14 protein-coding genes and 1 riboswitch are annotated in these 16553 nt (G+C 26.6%); of the genes, 3 read left to right on the forward strand and 11 right to left on the reverse strand.

Annotation, left to right across the window (positions count from 1 at the left end; genetic code table 11):
• Positions 1 to 5 precede the first annotated feature (5 nt).
• A complete protein-coding gene (locus tag NT01CX_RS07270) occupies positions 6 to 2468 on the reverse strand; it encodes an EAL domain-containing protein (protein ID WP_011722416.1) in 2463 nt (820 codons plus the stop codon).
• 486 nt (positions 2469 to 2954) lie between these two features.
• Between NT01CX_RS07270 and NT01CX_RS07275 the strand changes: the two genes are divergently transcribed.
• Positions 2955 to 4274 (forward strand): sodium-dependent transporter, encoded by a 1320-nt coding sequence (locus tag NT01CX_RS07275; RefSeq protein WP_011722417.1) that lies wholly within the window; start codon positions 2955 to 2957, stop codon positions 4272 to 4274.
• Positions 4275 to 4429: 155 nt separating this feature from the next.
• Here NT01CX_RS07275 and NT01CX_RS07280 read toward each other — a convergent pair whose 3' ends face one another.
• The 6 genes from NT01CX_RS07280 to NT01CX_RS07305 all read right to left on the reverse strand — a co-directional run bounded on the left by NT01CX_RS07280 (position 4430) and on the right by NT01CX_RS07305 (position 12222).
• Positions 4430 to 6037 carry a methyl-accepting chemotaxis protein gene (locus tag NT01CX_RS07280; protein WP_011722418.1) on the reverse strand — a complete coding sequence of 536 codons (1608 nt, stop codon included), beginning with the start codon at positions 6035 to 6037 and terminating at the stop codon, positions 4430 to 4432.
• A gap of 250 nt (positions 6038 to 6287) precedes the next feature.
• Entirely contained in the window at positions 6288 to 7295 is a 1008-nt protein-coding gene (locus NT01CX_RS07285) for a DUF1002 domain-containing protein (protein ID WP_011722419.1), read from the reverse strand.
• 105 nt (positions 7296 to 7400) lie between these two features.
• Positions 7401 to 7946 (reverse strand): flavodoxin family protein, encoded by a 546-nt coding sequence (locus tag NT01CX_RS07290; RefSeq protein ID WP_011722420.1) that lies wholly within the window; start codon positions 7944 to 7946, stop codon positions 7401 to 7403.
• A gap of 125 nt (positions 7947 to 8071) precedes the next feature.
• Positions 8072 to 9103 carry a DUF1835 domain-containing protein gene (locus NT01CX_RS07295; RefSeq protein WP_011722421.1) on the reverse strand — a complete coding sequence of 344 codons (1032 nt, stop codon included), beginning with the start codon at positions 9101 to 9103 and terminating at the stop codon, positions 8072 to 8074.
• A gap of 158 nt (positions 9104 to 9261) precedes the next feature.
• Entirely contained in the window at positions 9262 to 10629 is a 1368-nt protein-coding gene (locus NT01CX_RS07300) for an amino acid permease (RefSeq protein WP_420834413.1), read from the reverse strand.
• A 224-nt stretch (positions 10630 to 10853) separates the two neighbouring features.
• Positions 10854 to 11028, reverse strand: a riboswitch (Lysine riboswitch).
• A 78-nt stretch (positions 11029 to 11106) separates the two neighbouring features.
• Positions 11107 to 12222, reverse strand: a complete 1116-nt coding sequence (locus NT01CX_RS07305; RefSeq protein ID WP_011722423.1) for a DEAD/DEAH box helicase — start codon at positions 12220 to 12222, stop codon at positions 11107 to 11109.
• 355 nt (positions 12223 to 12577) lie between these two features.
• On the opposite strand from NT01CX_RS07305, the gene NT01CX_RS07310 reads away from it, so the two are divergent.
• The gene (locus tag NT01CX_RS07310; protein ID WP_003365500.1) at positions 12578 to 12775 is read left to right on the forward strand and encodes a cold shock domain-containing protein; all 198 of its coding nucleotides are present in this window, start codon (positions 12578 to 12580) and stop codon (positions 12773 to 12775) included.
• Between the two features lie 40 nt (positions 12776 to 12815).
• On the opposite strand, the gene NT01CX_RS07315 is transcribed toward NT01CX_RS07310, so the two are convergent.
• From NT01CX_RS07315 to NT01CX_RS07330, 4 genes are all read right to left on the reverse strand, one after another.
• Positions 12816 to 13265, reverse strand: coding sequence for a VanZ family protein (locus NT01CX_RS07315; protein WP_011722424.1), 450 nt, complete (start codon positions 13263 to 13265; stop codon positions 12816 to 12818).
• Positions 13266 to 13409: 144 nt separating this feature from the next.
• On the reverse strand, positions 13410 to 14012 hold the full coding sequence (locus tag NT01CX_RS07320) for a hypothetical protein (RefSeq protein WP_011722425.1): 603 nt from the start codon (positions 14010 to 14012) through the stop codon (positions 13410 to 13412).
• A gap of 140 nt (positions 14013 to 14152) precedes the next feature.
• On the reverse strand, positions 14153 to 14704 hold the full coding sequence (locus NT01CX_RS07325; RefSeq protein WP_011722426.1) for a nucleotide exchange factor GrpE: 552 nt from the start codon (positions 14702 to 14704) through the stop codon (positions 14153 to 14155).
• 72 nt (positions 14705 to 14776) lie between these two features.
• Positions 14777 to 15712, reverse strand: coding sequence for a ribonuclease Z (locus tag NT01CX_RS07330; protein ID WP_011722427.1), 936 nt, complete (start codon positions 15710 to 15712; stop codon positions 14777 to 14779).
• Between the two features lie 282 nt (positions 15713 to 15994).
• Between NT01CX_RS07330 and NT01CX_RS07335 the strand changes: the two genes are divergently transcribed.
• Entirely contained in the window at positions 15995 to 16540 is a 546-nt protein-coding gene (locus tag NT01CX_RS07335) for a hypothetical protein (RefSeq protein WP_011722428.1), read from the forward strand.
• Positions 16541 to 16553: the final 13 nt, after the last annotated feature.

The following is a 16553-nucleotide window of genomic DNA, read 5'->3' on the forward strand; positions in this document are numbered from 1 at the left end:
CACCTTTACTTATATTTAACAGAATTTTGTATAGTTTTATATACTTCTCGTTCTGGCATTGGTTTATAGTAAAAGAATCCTTGAACTTCATCACATCTTTTCATTTTCAAATAGCTTAGTTGTTCTTTTTTCTCCACTCCTTCTGCAATTACAGTTACTCCCACATTATGAGAAAGATCTATAATTGAACTTACAATAGCGGCATCCTTTTCTTGTTCTGTTACTCCACGTATAAACTGCATATCTATTTTTATCTTATCTATGTCGATTTTCTTAATATTCATTAATGATGAATATTCAGTACCAAAATCATCTATAGATATTTTTATACCCATATCTCTCAAATTATTTAGTGTTGTAAATACATCTTTATTTCCTTTTAATGCTATTCTTTCAGTTATTTCAAATTCTAAATATTCAGGACACATTTGTACTTCTTCTAAAATTTCATCTACTTTTTCTACAAAATCTTTTTCATAAAGTTGATTAACAGATAGATTTACAGCTACAGTAAATCTATCCTTACCCATACTATTCAGCTTTTTTATAGTTGTGCAAGCGCTTTTTATGACATTGTATCCTATTGGAACTATTAATCCTGTATCTTCTGCCACAGGTATAAATTTACCTGGAGAAATTTTTTGTCCATTACATGTCCACCTTAATAATGCTTCAAATCCAACTATTTTATTTGTTCTTATGTTAACTTGTGGTTGGTAATACACTTCAAACTCATCTTTTTCAAGTGCTTTGTATAAATTATTTCGCATTGCTATTCTTTCTGTTAATTTAAGATTAGCTTGTGATGAGAAAAACTTCAAATTGTTTTTTCCGCTATTTTTAGCTTCATACATGGCTGTATCAGCATTTCTTATCATTATTTCTACATTTTCGCCATCGTTTGGGTAAAATGCTGTTCCTATACTTACAGTTATAAATTGTTCTTCATTGTCAATAATAAATGGTTCTTTTAGTACATTGTTCATTTTTAAAAATATGTTATCTATATGCTTTGTATCTTCATCTTCTATGCCATCTATTAATAATAAAAATTCATCTCCTCCAACTCTTGCAAGAAGATTGTTTTTATCAATGATTGTTTTCATCCTATCTGCAAATTTCTTTAATAATTCATCTCCTTTTGGATGTCCTAATGTATCATTTACTAATTTAAAATTATCAATATCTAAAAACATTATAGCAAAATGTCCTTTGTCTTTATCATGCTTTTCTATTATATTCTTTATATGTTTTTCAAAATACAATTTATTAGGAAGTCCAGTTAAAATGTCATTATAAACCATATAGGTTATTTTTTCTTCTGCCAATTTTCTATCTAAAATCTCTTTTTGAAGTGTTTTGTTAGATTCCTCTAACTTTAGAGTTCTCTCTTTAACCTTATTTTCCAGTCTAATGTTGTAATCTTTAAGAATTCTTTCTGCTTTCTTTCTTTCAGATATATCATATAATATTACTACTATTCCTAAAATATCCTTAAAATCATCATGTACAACTCTAGCTGATAAAACACACTCTACTATTTCATTATCTTTCTTAACTAAATTTACTTCGAAAGCATTTATAGAATTTACTTCCAAAAGATTGTTTAAATTTAAATCTTTTTCTTTTATTAGCTGACAAAAATTCATTTCTTGCAAATTCTCGTATTTAGTTATTATTTTCGCTGACTTATTGAAACTTTTTATGGAAAAATCTTCTTCTAAAAAAAATATAGGTTCGTTAACGGCTTTAAATATGTAATCAGATACATACTCCGGTGTTATTGATAACATTTTATATTTTATAATTGAATACCATATTCCTATAATAGGTATATATATAAAGAAAACACCCCATGCAAAGGTATCAATATGTAATACTGGAAATAGTATATTAGTTATACCTCCTAGTAAAGCTCCTATAAAAATAGTGCTATTTATAATAACTGCTTGCTTTTTTTCCCTATTTTTTTTAGAGTTTTTTCCCCATCTATATATTATAAATATTCCGCCTAAAATACAGAACATAAAATAAATCACAAGAAAAGGGAACATCCAATCTATTGGACATATATCAACCCATCCTATTTCTGTATTTACAAGTACTGCTCTAGGTTCATGTAATGAATTTCTTACAAAAAATATTACAGGAAATAAGTAAATTAAAACTTTATGTTTATATGATAATTTGTAATTTCCTCCATTACTAGTTACAATTGCAAATTCAAGCCAAATTCCATGCAAAAAACACCATCCTATAGATGCTATAATTCTGAAAATGTTTACAACGAGTATGTCATGACCAACTAACATACCAGCATATCCCAGAGCCCAAAAACTTGTAACCGTACATAAAGAGAAAAACACTTTATTAGAAGTAGATTTTCCGTCTTTTTTAAGTATGTATATTCCTGTAAGAAAATATATTAAAAAACTAATAAGCAAAATTAAAAAAAATACGTACTTCATTGAGCTCCCTCTTTTCTACCGAATAATTATTTTACAACCTCATATTATATAATTTAACACATTTTGCAATAAACTTCCATATATAAAATTTTACAGTAACTTAAACTATGTTTTTCACTGACACCAATTTTATTAATTTCACATTTTAAAAAAATTATTGAAATAAATAGATTTTTATGGTAATATAGAAAACAAGTTAAATTCTATCAATGGAGTGGTTTTATTATGAATAATAAATGTATTTCTAAACAATTCCATATATTTTTCTTTAGCTTCTTTAGATAGGGTTTGCGTTTATTGAATTTTCGTTCATAGATGCAAACCTCCTAATTAAGGATTTGCATCTATGAGGCTAAAGTTTATTATTATGCTAAAAAATGTAGCCACATAGATAAAAATATGTGGCTTTTAATAATTGAGAAATTATGAGGTCACATAGTATTAAAACTTTGTGACCTCATTTATTTTTTAAGGGGGGGTTCTATTATGAACAATGAAAAAACCAGAGATTCATTCTCAAACAAACTAGGATTTATACTTTCCTGCGTGGGAGCTGCCATAGGCTTAGGCAACATATGGATGTTTCCATACAGATTAGGTCAAAATGGCGGAGGCGCATTTTTAATTCCTTACATTTTATTTGTTTTTTTACTAGGAGTAACTGGGGTAATTTCAGAATTTGCTTTTGGAAGATACGTTGGAAGTGGTCCGTTAAAGGGAATTAAAAATATATTTAAAGAAAAAAATTTAAAAGGCGGAAATATACTTGGATCTATTCCTGTTATAAGTTTATGGTGTACTTTTGTTTTTTATAGTGTTGTTGTAGGTTGGATACTAAAATATTTTTCAATAAACTTTACTAGTAACTTAAAAAATATAGATATTCCTAATTACTTCAATAGTTTTGTAACTAGTTCTCAATCACTAATTTGGTTATCACTTGCTATGATTTTAACACTTATTGTTATATGTATGGGCGTATCTAAAGGTATAGAAAAATTAAATAAAATAATGATGCCTTTATTATTTGTTTTATTTATAATTTTAACTGTTAGAAGTGTTACACTTCCTGGAGCTGTAGAAGGTATTAAATATTTATTTATTCCTAGATGGGAATGTTTATTAAGTATTAAAACTTGGATAATGGCTCTTGGTCAAGCTTTCTTTACTGTATCTTTAACTGGTTGTGCCTTAGTAGTATTTGCTAGTTATACTGGTAAAGAAGTAAATTTAACATCTGTTGCAATAGAAACTGCTATATTTGATACTATTGCTGCATTACTTGCTGCACTTATGATAATACCTGCTGCTTTTGCTTTTAAATTAGATGTTACATCTGGACCTGCACTTATGTTTATTACAGTTCCAACTATATTTAAATCTTTACCTCATGGACAAATTTTTAATGGAATTTTCTTTTTAAGTATGATTTTTGCTTCAATTTCATCTGCACTTATTATGTTAGAAGGACCTGTTGAAGCTGTACTATCTCAAACAAATTTTAAAAGAAAAAAGGTAGCTATAGTTATTACAATAATAAGCTTTTTAGTTGCTGTTCCTCTTTGCTTAAATATGAATGCATTTACTATGTTTTCTGATATAATAACTATAATATTCTCTCCAACTGGAACTTTAATTGTTTCTATTGTTTTATATTATGTACTTGGAAAACAAATAGCATTAAAAGAAATAAACATTGGTAGAAATAAACAAATAACTGATAAATTTATTTTCCTTGGAAAATATGTTTTTGTTATTGTTACTTTAATTGTTATTGTTTTAGGAATAATTTATGGTGGTATTTAAATTAAATTTTATATTTAAATAATAAAGATGCTATGCCCCAATAATTTTCATATTATTGGGGGCATAGCATCTTTTAAAAACCTTATAATTTTAATTATTGCGTTATAATTCCATGTTATATGTACTATAAACAAAGAATTATAGTACATAATTTCTTATTCTTGTATATTTTTTAAATCATGTATCATATTATTTAGTCTTTCTACTATATCAGCAATCATATTCATTGAATTTATACTTTCCTGTACAGCTGCACTTACCTCTTGAGTTCCACTTGATGTATCTTTGGATACATCTGATACATTGTTTATCATATTTATTAAACCATCTTTACTACTATCAATATGATTTATATTTCCTTTTCCAAGTTCAATTAACTTTAATATATTGTTTATAGATTTATATATATCATTAAAAATAAATCCTGTATCCTCAACGGCTTTATCCTGTTCTACAACTATCTTTTTTACATCATTCATCGATTGTACAACTTTCCCCGCCTCTATTCCTATATCCAGTAACATCTTTTTAACTTCCTCTGCTGCATTTGAAGTTTCTTCTGAAAGTTTTTTAACCTCTTCTGCTACTACAGCAAATCCCCTTCCAGCTTCTCCTGCTCTAGCAGCTTCTATTGCGGCATTTAATGCAAGTAAATTTGTTTGTTCTGATATACTTGTAATAACCTCAATTATTCCATCTATTTTTTCTATTTTATCATTTAAAATTGTTACCTTTTCTCCTACTTCAGATATTGTATTATCTCCTTCTAAGGTTTTATTTTTTAAAAATTCAACAGCATTTATCCCTTTTTCATTAAGTAGTTTTCCTTCATTTGAAAACTTTAATATATTTTCATTTACGTTTACTGTTTCATTTATATCATTTGATAATTCATTTATTATCTTAACAGTATTCTGTATTTCTTCATCTTCATTATATACTCTATTTGCAATATCTTTTATTGTACTAGATATATTTTTACTTGATTCAACTGCATTGTCCATATCATTTTGCAAATTCTTAGATAGCATTGATAATTCATCTATAAAAGAACCTATCTTTTTGTTTACAGATAATATTTTGTTTTCCGATTCCTCTATTTCTTTTATCATTTTATTTTGCTTGTTTACTATAAGTCTACTATCATTTACAATCATGTCCTTTATTAATACTAAAAATATTAATATAGCTATCATATTCATAAAAAACATAGGAATAAGTAATGTTTTAGACATTATACTAACAGCTTCTGAAAACGTCTTATCCCCTAGTAATGGAACTAAAATTTCAAGATGAACAATTTCCCATACACCTATAAAAAACATCCACTTTCCTATGGTTTTAATATTTAAATTCTTAATTTTAAAACTAGTCTTATATACTATAAAAGATGCTATTATGGATGCTAATAGAGTAGATATAGAACACCCTAAAGCTGTCCATCCTCCTAATATATATCTATAAAAACTTCCAATTACTCCTACGCTTACTCCTACAATAGGTCCACCTATTATAGCACTTAACACTCCTATAGAATCTCTAATATTTGTCTTTGTTCCGTTTATTGTATATGCATATTTTGATGCAAGCATTATTGGTATACTTAAAATTATTACTAAAAATATAGAAGCTATAATATCTTTTTTTTCTGATGTAAGAAATTCAACTACTTTTATAGGTCTACTAAAAATGTAAATAAATAATACACATAATGATATAAATATGAATAAATTATACATCATTGTAGCTATTCCCTGTACCATATTATTACCTCCTTTTATTTAAATAATATTATATCACTTTATTGATAATTTTTCCTTTTTTGTATTTTATATATAATTTTTATTTTATTTCATATTTAATAAGAACCCATAAATAAAACTTTTGAATTTACATTTTACATAAATACTTATTATATAGAAAAAGGTTACTGATAAATTGATTTATCAGTAACCTTTTTCTATTCTATAATATTAATAGCGTTTTTTATTTTACTTTATTATAAACTTTTAATTATTTATTCTTTGTATCTACATTATCCCCTGGTAATTTGTCACTTTGATTATTTCCATTATCCTGCTTTTGATTATCTTTATCTTTAGAATTTTGCTCTTTATTCTTGTCATCATTGTCATTTGATGAGAATAATTCTTTGAAAAAGCTAGTTATAGCATCCCAAAGTTTTTCAAAAAATCCTCTTGCTTCATCACTTGTTATTGTTCCTTTTAATTTATCTGTAACATCATCTAATTGAGCTTTTAATTGTTTAAAGTTTAAATCTAATCCATTTATTTTATTCATTAATTCTGTTATTTTTTGAATATCTGCATCATCTAATTTTTTGTCAGAATTTTTATTAAAGCTATTAGTAACATTTAAAACTATGTTTTGTACTTCTTTTTCATTTTTAGGCTTTTCTTTAATTACATCTTTTTTAACTTGATTTACTAAACTTGCAGCTTCATCTTTACCTATTTTTTCACCTAAATCTCCAGTAACAACGATTTCTTCATTAGCTGCTTTTTTCTTTTTCTCATCTATCTTTTTTCCACCTTTACTGCTTTCAAAACCTTTTAATATTCCTGTAAGTGCCGCAGTGCCTGAAACTCTAAATGGAGCTGCTGCCTTAACATCGGCATTTTCTATTCCAGCAGTGATTAAAGCATTTCTTATCATGCTTTCAGTAACCCAATACATATTGTGTGTTGAAATGTTTAATCCATTTTGACCTGATGGATCTACATAAGAACATGATATAGCTTTTGTTCCTATTTGTTTTTTAGATGCCACATCTTTTAAATAACTATTTTCTTCTTTATTAGTTACCTCTATTACATTTGCTTCATCTTTATTAACTCCAAAATATTTAAGCATGTCTTCCTTTTGCTTACTATTTAAATCTGCTCCTAAAGTTACAACTTTATAAGCATCTGCATAGGCTCTTTTTACTTGAGTTGATGTAATTATAGATACAGTAAATAATGCTACTAATATTCTACTTATACTTCTCTTAAATTTCATGATTTTACTCTCCTTTACCTTCATATAGTTAAATATACTGGGTCATTTAATTAGTATATTATATCATATTTGCCAATATTAAAAGTATAAATAAAGTTACATTTTTTAATACATTTTGTTAATTAAATAAGCTACATTTTCTGAAAATCTTTTTACAGTTCTCATTCCTTCTTCATCTTTTAATGCTTCTCCTTGATCATGTCCAAATACTATATTCCAATATGTAGAACCTGGTACAATCATATCATTTATCATATAATACATTAAAATTTCTTCAATTGTAGATGTAAGTCCACCACGTCTTGCTACTGCTATAGGCCCCCCAACCATTCTTGATAAAAAATTTCCTTGTTTTTTAGATGCCATTGCTATTCTTTGAAGAGCTGTCATTGTTTCTGCCCTTGCAGTTCCCCAATAAACTGGTGTTGCAACAATTAATCCTTGTGCTTCTTTTATCTTTTCTATGATTTTATCAAATCCATCATCGTATCCATCTTGTCCATTCATACAATCCTTTAAATTCATTCCTGCGATGGATACAACTTCAGCTTCAACTCCATTTTCTTCAATAACTTTAGCACACTCTCTAAGAATCTGTACACTATTTCCTTCTTTATTTGGACTACCACTTAATAATATTACTTTTTTCATTAAAATTCCTCCCAAACTTAATATAGACTGATTTTAGCATATCCATATATTTATTTCAAAAATATTCTTCTAATAACATTACCATGATATATTGATATAAAAAACTTATTTAAAATATAACTTAATTATTTACTCATAACCCTTTCTAAATTTTTAACCTGTTCAATAGTTAATCCTGTTTTTTCTGCTATTACCTCTACCTCTAATACATCCAATAAATTTCTTGCTATATTTACTCTCTCTTTTAATGCACATTCTTCTCTAAAAATCCTCCTGTATTCTATTTCATTATCTGTTTCCTCTTCTCTTTCCTTCCAAAATGCTATAGCTTCTTTATCATTATTTAACATTTCTATGCCCTTATTTGTTATCTTAATTTCCATTTCTCTCATAACCCCAAATTTTCCTTTATACTCTATGTAGCCTTGTTTAATAAGTTCTTGAACTCTCCAAAAAATATAATCATCAGATATATTTTGATCACTGTATCCTAGAACATATCCAACTGTCCTTGCAGCTTTTCTAAATTTTTTATTTGTATTTTTTAGTATATCTATGTCAAAATACTCTTTATAAGAACTTTTCACTTTTCCGTCCTTAAATATGCGTAAAACTTCATTTTGGTTTTTTAAGGCTTCCCACATTTGTAAAATATCTTTATATGTATTTTTATTTAGCTCTTTCTTAAATTTAATATATTTATTGATATCCTTTGACATAACTTCTGAAACACTTTTGGGTATAAATGCCTCATACTCATTTTCTTCAACTAAACTTGATACATTAATAAGATATATGTTAAAACACTTATCTTTCATCAATTCTAAAGCATACATCATTCCACAAATATCTTCACTACATTCTCCATACCACATATAAATAATATCTTCTCTTGTTAACTTCGCAATTTTTCTACGATATCTGTGATAATCTCTTTTATATTCATATATATCTTCTTTAGAAATTTCTTTAGTATGACTAATACTTTTATACCATTCAATTCTATCATCTAAATTTTTAAGATTTCCAATCTTCCCTTCCGAAAGATTATCGTAAAAGGATATAACTTTTTTGCCCTTAATTATATTTTCTTTAATGGCATATTTAAAACTTCCACTAGCAGATGCCGAAAAACACATATGAATCACATTATTCATCTTTTATCCTCCAATATATTAACTAATATTTTCTAATAAAATCACAGGTTAATTATACATCATTTAAAATATAATTAAATATCATTTTCTATACAATTAAAAAACTACTGATAGTTTTGATTTATCAGTAGTTTTAGTTTATTATCTTATATTATTTTTTAATCTTCATTATTTAAATCTATATCATTTAATTCTACAACACGTGTTTTATGCTTGATTTTATATCCTAAATATAAAACTAAAAATATTGGAATTCCTATATATGCTGCAATTACTCCCAGCCAGTCTATTCCTTCTGGCTTAATATATGCAAATCCTTGTCCTAAAATAACTATTATACACATAATTAATGCTAATATAGGTCCTATTGGATATAATTTAGCTTTGTATTTTAATTTATTCATATCAAGTCCTTGTGCAACATAAGCTTTTCTAAATCTATAGTGACATAAAGCAATTCCAATCCACGCTATAAATCCCGCAAGTCCAGATGCAGCAACAAGCCAAACATATACTGTACTTTGAGCAAATATTCCTGTTAAAAAACAAATAGATGCTATAAGTGTAGTTAATAAAACAGCATTTACTGGAACTCCTTTAGAATTTGTTCTTGCAAAAACTTTAGGTGCCATTCCTTCCTTTGCCATAGAATATAACATTCTACTTGAGGCATACATTCCTGAATTTCCAGCAGATAGTATTGATGTAAGTATTACTGCATTCATTAAAGAAGCTGCAATTGCCACACCAGCTTTTTCAAATACCAATGTAAAAGCACTTTTACTTACTCCAAGTTGACTTAAAGGTACAATTGCTCCAATAACTACAATAGTTCCTAAATAAAATATTAATATTCTCCAAAATATTGTGCTTATAGCCTTTGGAATACTTTTTTCTGGTTCTTCACTTTCAGCAGCTGCTACTCCAACAAGTTCTGTTCCTTGAAAAGCGAAACCAGCAATTAAAAATATCATAAATATTGACTTTACTCCGCCAACAAATGGTCCTCCATTAGCTGTAAAATTCTTAAACCCAACAGCTTCTCCACCTATTATTCCAAAAATATTTCCTATTCCAATTAATAAAAATACAATTACAGTAACTACTTTTATACTTGCAAACCAGTATTCTGATTCTCCAAATGCTTTAGAAGATAAAACATTAAGTCCAACTATTATTATTAAAAATAGCAAACTCCAAAGCACAGGCTTTACATTTGGGAACCAATATTTCATAACAAGTCCCCCTGCTACCATTTCAGCAGCAATAGTTATAGCCCAGTTGTACCAATAATTCCATCCAAGTGCAAATCCAAGTGCGGGATCTATAAATTTGTTTGCATATGCACTAAAAGAACCGGATATTGGCATATAGGTTGCCATTTCTCCAAGACTTGTTATAAGGAAATAAACCATTATTCCTATTAATCCATAAGCTGTAAGCGCTCCACCTACACCAGCTTGATGTATTGTATCACCCATGGCTAAAAATATACCCGTTCCTATGGCACCACCCATAGCAATCATATTTAAATGTCTAGATTTTAATCCTCTTTGTAATTCTCCACTTTCCAAATTGTTTTCCAATCTAACTCCTCCTTATTGGAATCTTAAAAAACATAGTTAAGATTTTTATATGTAAATCCAATAAGTAACTAACTAAGACTAACTATATGTAAAAAAATCAAAAGTGCCATGAGCACATACTCATGGCACAAATAGTATTAACAAAATTAATAAAATTTATTCCCTAAAATAATAGCTCTCCACAAACTTTATTTGTGACAGTCTTACACATATTTTATGTAAGCCCAGCAAATAGCATTAAAGTATTATCTATAAGCTTCGGCGAAATTTCCTTTCTTATTACTTCTTAGCACTTAACTCCATAATACTACTCTTAAATCTCGCACCTCTATCTTAGTTATTTACTTTTTTAAATACTATTATATTATGCAATAAAATTTCTACATAAGTCAACATTTTTATTTAAAATTATTATTTTTATTTAGTTTCTATATTTCTTCTAGGTATAGTGAGTTTTATTTCTTTTTCTATAGTTTCTAATAATCTTTTATCCTTAGGATCTATAAATAAACACGTTTTTCCTTCTTCGCCAGCTCTTCCTGTTCTACCTATACGATGTATATAGCTTTCAGCATTTTCAGGTATATCATAACTATAAACATGAGTAACTCCTGTTATATCAAGTCCTCTCGCCGCTACATCTGTTGCTATAAGATATTGAGTATCCATATTTTTAAACTTTTTCATAACTCTTTCTCTTTTAGCTTGAGCTAAATCTCCATGTAACTTATCACAATTATATCCTCTTTTATGTAGAGCTTCCTCTAAATTATCAACCCTTCTTTTAGTTCTGCAAAATATAATTGCCATAAAAGGATTATCTTCATCTAAAACACTACATAGTGCATCTTGTTTTCTTCTATCTGTAGTTTCTACAACAAACTGCTGAATGTTTTTTAAAGTAACCTCTTCAGCTTTTACAGATACAACTTTAGGCTCTTTCATATATCTGTAAGCTAGCTTTTTAACATCTGAATTCATTGTTGCAGAAAAACATAATGTTTGATGCTTTTTAGAAGTATAACTTATTATCTTTTCCACTTCATTTTTAAATCCCATATAAAGCATTTGATCAGCTTCATCTAATACTAATGTTTTTAGTTTATCTAGCTTTATTGTACTTCTATTAAGATGATCTAAAAGTCTTCCTGGCGTTGCTATTATTAATTGTATATTTCCTTTTAGCTTTTTTAATTGAGATTGTATGTCCTTTCCTCCATATGCAGCTAATATATTAATGTCTTTAGCCTTTTTTAACTTCATAGCTTCCTCTGTTATTTGAATTGCAAGTTCTCTAGTTGGTGTAACTATAAGTACTTGAACAAAATTTGATTCTAAAGATATGTTTTCAAAGATTGGAAGTAAAAAAGCAAGAGTTTTACCCGTACCTGTTTGAGCTTCTGCTATAACATCCTTTCCCATCTTTATAAACTCTATACTATTTTCTTGAATTGGAGTTGGACTTTTAATTCCTTCTCTGCTAAGTATATCTATTATATTTTTACTAATTCCTAAATTTTTAAAGTCCTTCATTTTTTATTACCTTCACTTTCAAAATATATTTAATTTTTATTTATATAATAATCAATTAATAATATCATACTATTACCGTATTAAGAAGGATTTTTGCTTTTCTGTTTTTTATAATAAAAAAATAAATGTATTAAAATAAATTTATTTTTGCAAAAACCCTTGCACTATTTTTTATATAGTGTATACTTAAACAAGTAATCAACTTTGATTCAGAAGTAAATTATTTATTATTATTAATATTTTTGAGATTATATAGAATTAAGAACTATCTTAGTATATATAGATTTCGAAATTTTTATTAAATATTTATTTTTACAAAGAATTAAAGGAATAAAAATTTCGGAGGTACGAACATATGACAGGTACAGTAAAATGGTTTAACGCAGAAAAAGGATTTGGATTCATAACTACAGAAGAAGGAAATGACGTTTTCGCTCACTTTTCTCAAATCAATAAAGACGGATTCAAAACTTTAGAAGAAGGTCAAAACGTATCTTTTGACGTTGTTGAAGGCGCAAAAGGACCTCAAGCTGAAAACATCAGCGTTCTATAATTAATATAGAAATCAAAAACCTGAAATTAAATTTCAGGTTTTATTTTTTTATATTTTTTATTTTTAAAATAATAGTGCAAATAACTATGGCTAATACACCTCCTGTAGTATCAATTAAAACATCAATTATACGTCCACTTCTTCCTGGAACAAATAATTGATGAAACTCATCACTACAAGCATATAAAAAAGTTATTACAATTGATATTATATAATTACTTTTCATTTTAAATTTACTCTTTAAAGCAAATATAAGTAGTATGCAAAGAATAAAATACTCAGTAAAATGCCCCATCTTTCTAACAATAAAGGTAGACATTTTCCCAAAGATTCCACCTACATCTATACCAACAGAAGTTAAACTCTCAATAACAAAATCACTTTTTTCATTAGAAACTGTAGCCGGATCCTTTGAAAAACAAAAAATCACTGTCATCCAAGTTATAACCAAACCATATTTTACTACATTCCTAAGTTTTATATTTTTCATAATTAAATTCTAAATAAACTCCCTTCAATATATTTTTACAAAATAAATATTCTAAGTCATTTTATCATATTATACATAAAACTAAAAATTCATAAAAAAAGCAATTAGTTATTAAAACTAATTGCCTATAAATAATTTTTAATATTAATGATTATACTTCTTTACTTGTTGTAAATCCTGAATTGCACAAGTTTGTATCATGTTAATAGCATTAAATAAATTACTTTTTATAAATATCTTACTTGAAAATTCTAATGTAGAATTGAAACTTCTAATTAATAATTGAGCTTTAGTATGAAAATCAATTGTATCTTCAGCTAATTTTCTTATGATAACGTATTCATCAATTAAAAATTTTTCAATGTCATTTTTAGTTAAATCAACATCTACTTCATCTGAAAATAGCTTGTCACATTTATCTTTATAAAGTGAAAATTTCTTTATTAAATCATGCTGATGTTCATAATTTAATATTGCTATTGCATTTATATGTGCTAATATAAATTCCACTAAATGAGTTTTTATACCCTGTATATTCAAGTAACTTTTTTGTACCCTAGTTAAATGCATCTGTTCGAATCCAGACATTTTACAAACATTCATTAAATTTGCTGCATGATAATTTAAACTACAAGATATTTTATACATTTTATCTTCTAACTTATCATAAACCAAGCTTTTGTTTCCAGTAGAAGACAAACGTAAATACTCTAGCTCTTGATTTATAGTTCTAGCTACATAATCCATAACAACATCCCCTTTAAACGCAAATTTATTACAATAACTAGTTTATCCTTATATATTATTATATCAAAATAAGTTACAATAACCAATTACTTATACAATATTTATATTCATTTTATAGGTTTTTTATTATTATATATTGTTTATTTTACAGCTACTACAGAAGCTACCCTTATAATTTCATTATTAAACTTGTAACCCGGCCTTACAACCTCTAATATCTCATATTTTTCTCTTTTATCATCACTAATAGTTTGTACACATTCATGAAACTTTGCATTAAACCTTTCCCCAATTGCTGGTATCTCTTCAAATCCAACTTCATATAGATCCTTTTTTATGATGTTTTTTATACTTTGTATATTCTTTATTAACTCATTATTTTCAGTTTGCTTTGCAAAATTCAATATGTTATCAATTTGATCTAACATATTTATAAATCTTGTTACAAATTCTTTTTCTTGTTTATTTTTATAATTTAAGTTTCTTTTTAAATTAATAATTTGATTATTTTTATCCTTTATTTCTTCATTTAAAATTTCCATAGATATTGCATTTTTTTTACTTACTTTATCTATATTATCCATCTTTTTTTGAACATTTTCTAATATATCATTTATATCATTTGATGGTTCACTATATGTATTTACTGATTTAGTTTTAAATGATTGTAGTTCATCTTTTATTGAAAACACTTTTTCACTCTCCTAGTTCATGATAACTTCTTAATTTTTTATTTTATATCATAATATTAGTATCTTACATATTTAATCAAATTTCAAACTTTTTATCATTCTATCTTCAGCAACATATGAATTTTTAAAAATTTTTCTCGCAAAGCCAAGAAACTCTTCTGGCCTTTCCATAGTAACTCCAAAGTGTGTTAAAATAAGTTCTTTTACATTGCCTCTAAATGCAAGGGTGGCTGCTTGTGAAAAAGTCATATGCTTATTTTTTATTGCTTTATCTATATCATCATCAGTTCCATAGGTTCCCTCACAAATAAACATATCACTTTCTTCTATAAATGATATTATAGAATCTATTGGTGTGGTATCTGTTACAAATGAAATTTTTATACCTTTTCTTTCTTTTCCAAGTACCATACTAGGGGTGTATACTCTTCCTTCATAATTTATATTTTTCCCAACTTGCAAATCACCCCAAAACTTTCTCGGAATATTATAGTTTACAGCTTTTTCTCTATTGAATTTTGGTTTTCTTTTAACTGTAAAATTATAAGCTATACATGGAATAGAATGATTAAGTTCTAGTGTATCAATTAAAAGCTCTCCTCCACTTTCTAATTTTAAATTTTCTTTTGTAACATTAAAACTTAATTTTTGCATAGGATTTTCTATAATATTTAATTCATATGGTAGATATGGAGTAATTACCGTTAATCCTTTAACTATTCTTGTTATATCCTTTGGCCCTATTATAGTTAGTGGATTTGTCCTACCGCTATTACCAATTGTGGATAATATACCTGGAAACCCTATTATGTGATCTCCATGACAATGTGTTATACAAATAATATCTATATCTTTAAATCCTGTTTTTGCATTTTTCATAGATAATTGAGTTCCTTCCCCACAATCCACAAGAATTTTACATCCTTTAAAGTTTAGAAGTAACGATGACAAACTTCTTCTAGGAGTAGGCATCCCTCCTCCAGTTCCTAAAAATAATACATCAATCATGCTTAAATTTCCCTTCTATATTCCTTAATAATTTATAAATAACATAAATAATGCTGTATTTTTGCACTTGTAGTATATGTAATTATTTCTTTTTTATTACTTTTTAATAAAATTCAATATTATATAAAATATTTTTTGCATTTTTTAGTACAAATTATAGAATTTTATGTTATAATAGATACATAAATTGAAAAAGTTTTTTGACTAAATGATTGTTAAATTTTTAATTAGTAATTATTTATAAACATATAACGCTAAATAACCTAAGGGAGCTGGATGACTATGAAAAAAAATCTCTTTTTAAAAATTTTCGGAATATTTTCAACACTATTCATAGTATTTTTTACTTGTAAAACATTTGCAAATGATTTATCTAATAGTTATTATACTTTTAATAACTGCTCTCCTAAGCAAATAACATATGATAACTTTGTAAAAATTGAAATCGGTTCAAATTATAATGATGTAATTAAAATTTTAGGTAAAGAAAGTTATAAGGATTCAACAATAATAAACGGACTAAAAAATACAACTTATATTTGGAAAGTTAATGGTACAGAAAAAAATATTTTTATTACTTTTAGAAATGGAATCGTTATCACCAAAGAGCAATATAAACTAAATGATAATTTTTCTGTTTTGTCAAGCGAAAAAATTAGCTCTTTAAAAAAAGGTATGTCTTATGATGAAGCGAAAAATATACTAGGAGAAGGCATACTTAGATCAGAAGAAAAAGGCATTAAAGTATTTACTTGGTTTGATAATAATTCAAAATACTTAAATTGTACTTTTAAAAATGATAAGCTTACCATATTCATGGAACAATAAATTTTAGTACACT

Origin of the sequence: Clostridium novyi NT, from assembly GCF_000014125.1 — a bacterium.
GTDB classification, from domain to species: Bacteria; Bacillota; Clostridia; order Clostridiales; family Clostridiaceae; genus Clostridium_H; species Clostridium_H novyi.

Bases quoted from the DNA above. Each gene is read 5' to 3' on its own strand.
- NT01CX_RS07285 (WP_011722419.1), bottom strand. From the start codon at position 7,295: ATGAAATTTAAGAGAAGTATAAGTAGAATATTAGTAGCATTATTTACT.
- NT01CX_RS07275 (WP_011722417.1), top strand. From the start codon at position 2,955: ATGAACAATGAAAAAACCAGAGATTCATTCTCAAACAAACTAGGATTT.
- NT01CX_RS07280 (WP_011722418.1), bottom strand. From the start codon at position 6,037: ATGGTACAGGGAATAGCTACAATGATGTATAATTTATTCATATTTATA.
- NT01CX_RS07310 (WP_003365500.1), top strand. From the start codon at position 12,578: ATGACAGGTACAGTAAAATGGTTTAACGCAGAAAAAGGATTTGGATTC.
- NT01CX_RS07305 (WP_011722423.1), bottom strand. From the start codon at position 12,222: ATGAAGGACTTTAAAAATTTAGGAATTAGTAAAAATATAATAGATATA.
- NT01CX_RS07330 (WP_011722427.1), bottom strand. From the start codon at position 15,712: ATGATTGATGTATTATTTTTAGGAACTGGAGGAGGGATGCCTACTCCT.
- NT01CX_RS07270 (WP_011722416.1), bottom strand. From the start codon at position 2,468: ATGAAGTACGTATTTTTTTTAATTTTGCTTATTAGTTTTTTAATATAT.
- NT01CX_RS07315 (WP_011722424.1), bottom strand. From the start codon at position 13,265: ATGAAAAATATAAAACTTAGGAATGTAGTAAAATATGGTTTGGTTATA.
- NT01CX_RS07320 (WP_011722425.1), bottom strand. From the start codon at position 14,012: ATGGATTATGTAGCTAGAACTATAAATCAAGAGCTAGAGTATTTACGT.
- NT01CX_RS07295 (WP_011722421.1), bottom strand. From the start codon at position 9,103: ATGAATAATGTGATTCATATGTGTTTTTCGGCATCTGCTAGTGGAAGT.
- NT01CX_RS07300 (WP_420834413.1), bottom strand. From the start codon at position 10,629: ATGATTGCTATGGGTGGTGCCATAGGAACGGGTATATTTTTAGCCATG.
- NT01CX_RS07290 (WP_011722420.1), bottom strand. From the start codon at position 7,946: ATGAAAAAAGTAATATTATTAAGTGGTAGTCCAAATAAAGAAGGAAAT.
- NT01CX_RS07335 (WP_011722428.1), top strand. From the start codon at position 15,995: ATGAAAAAAAATCTCTTTTTAAAAATTTTCGGAATATTTTCAACACTA.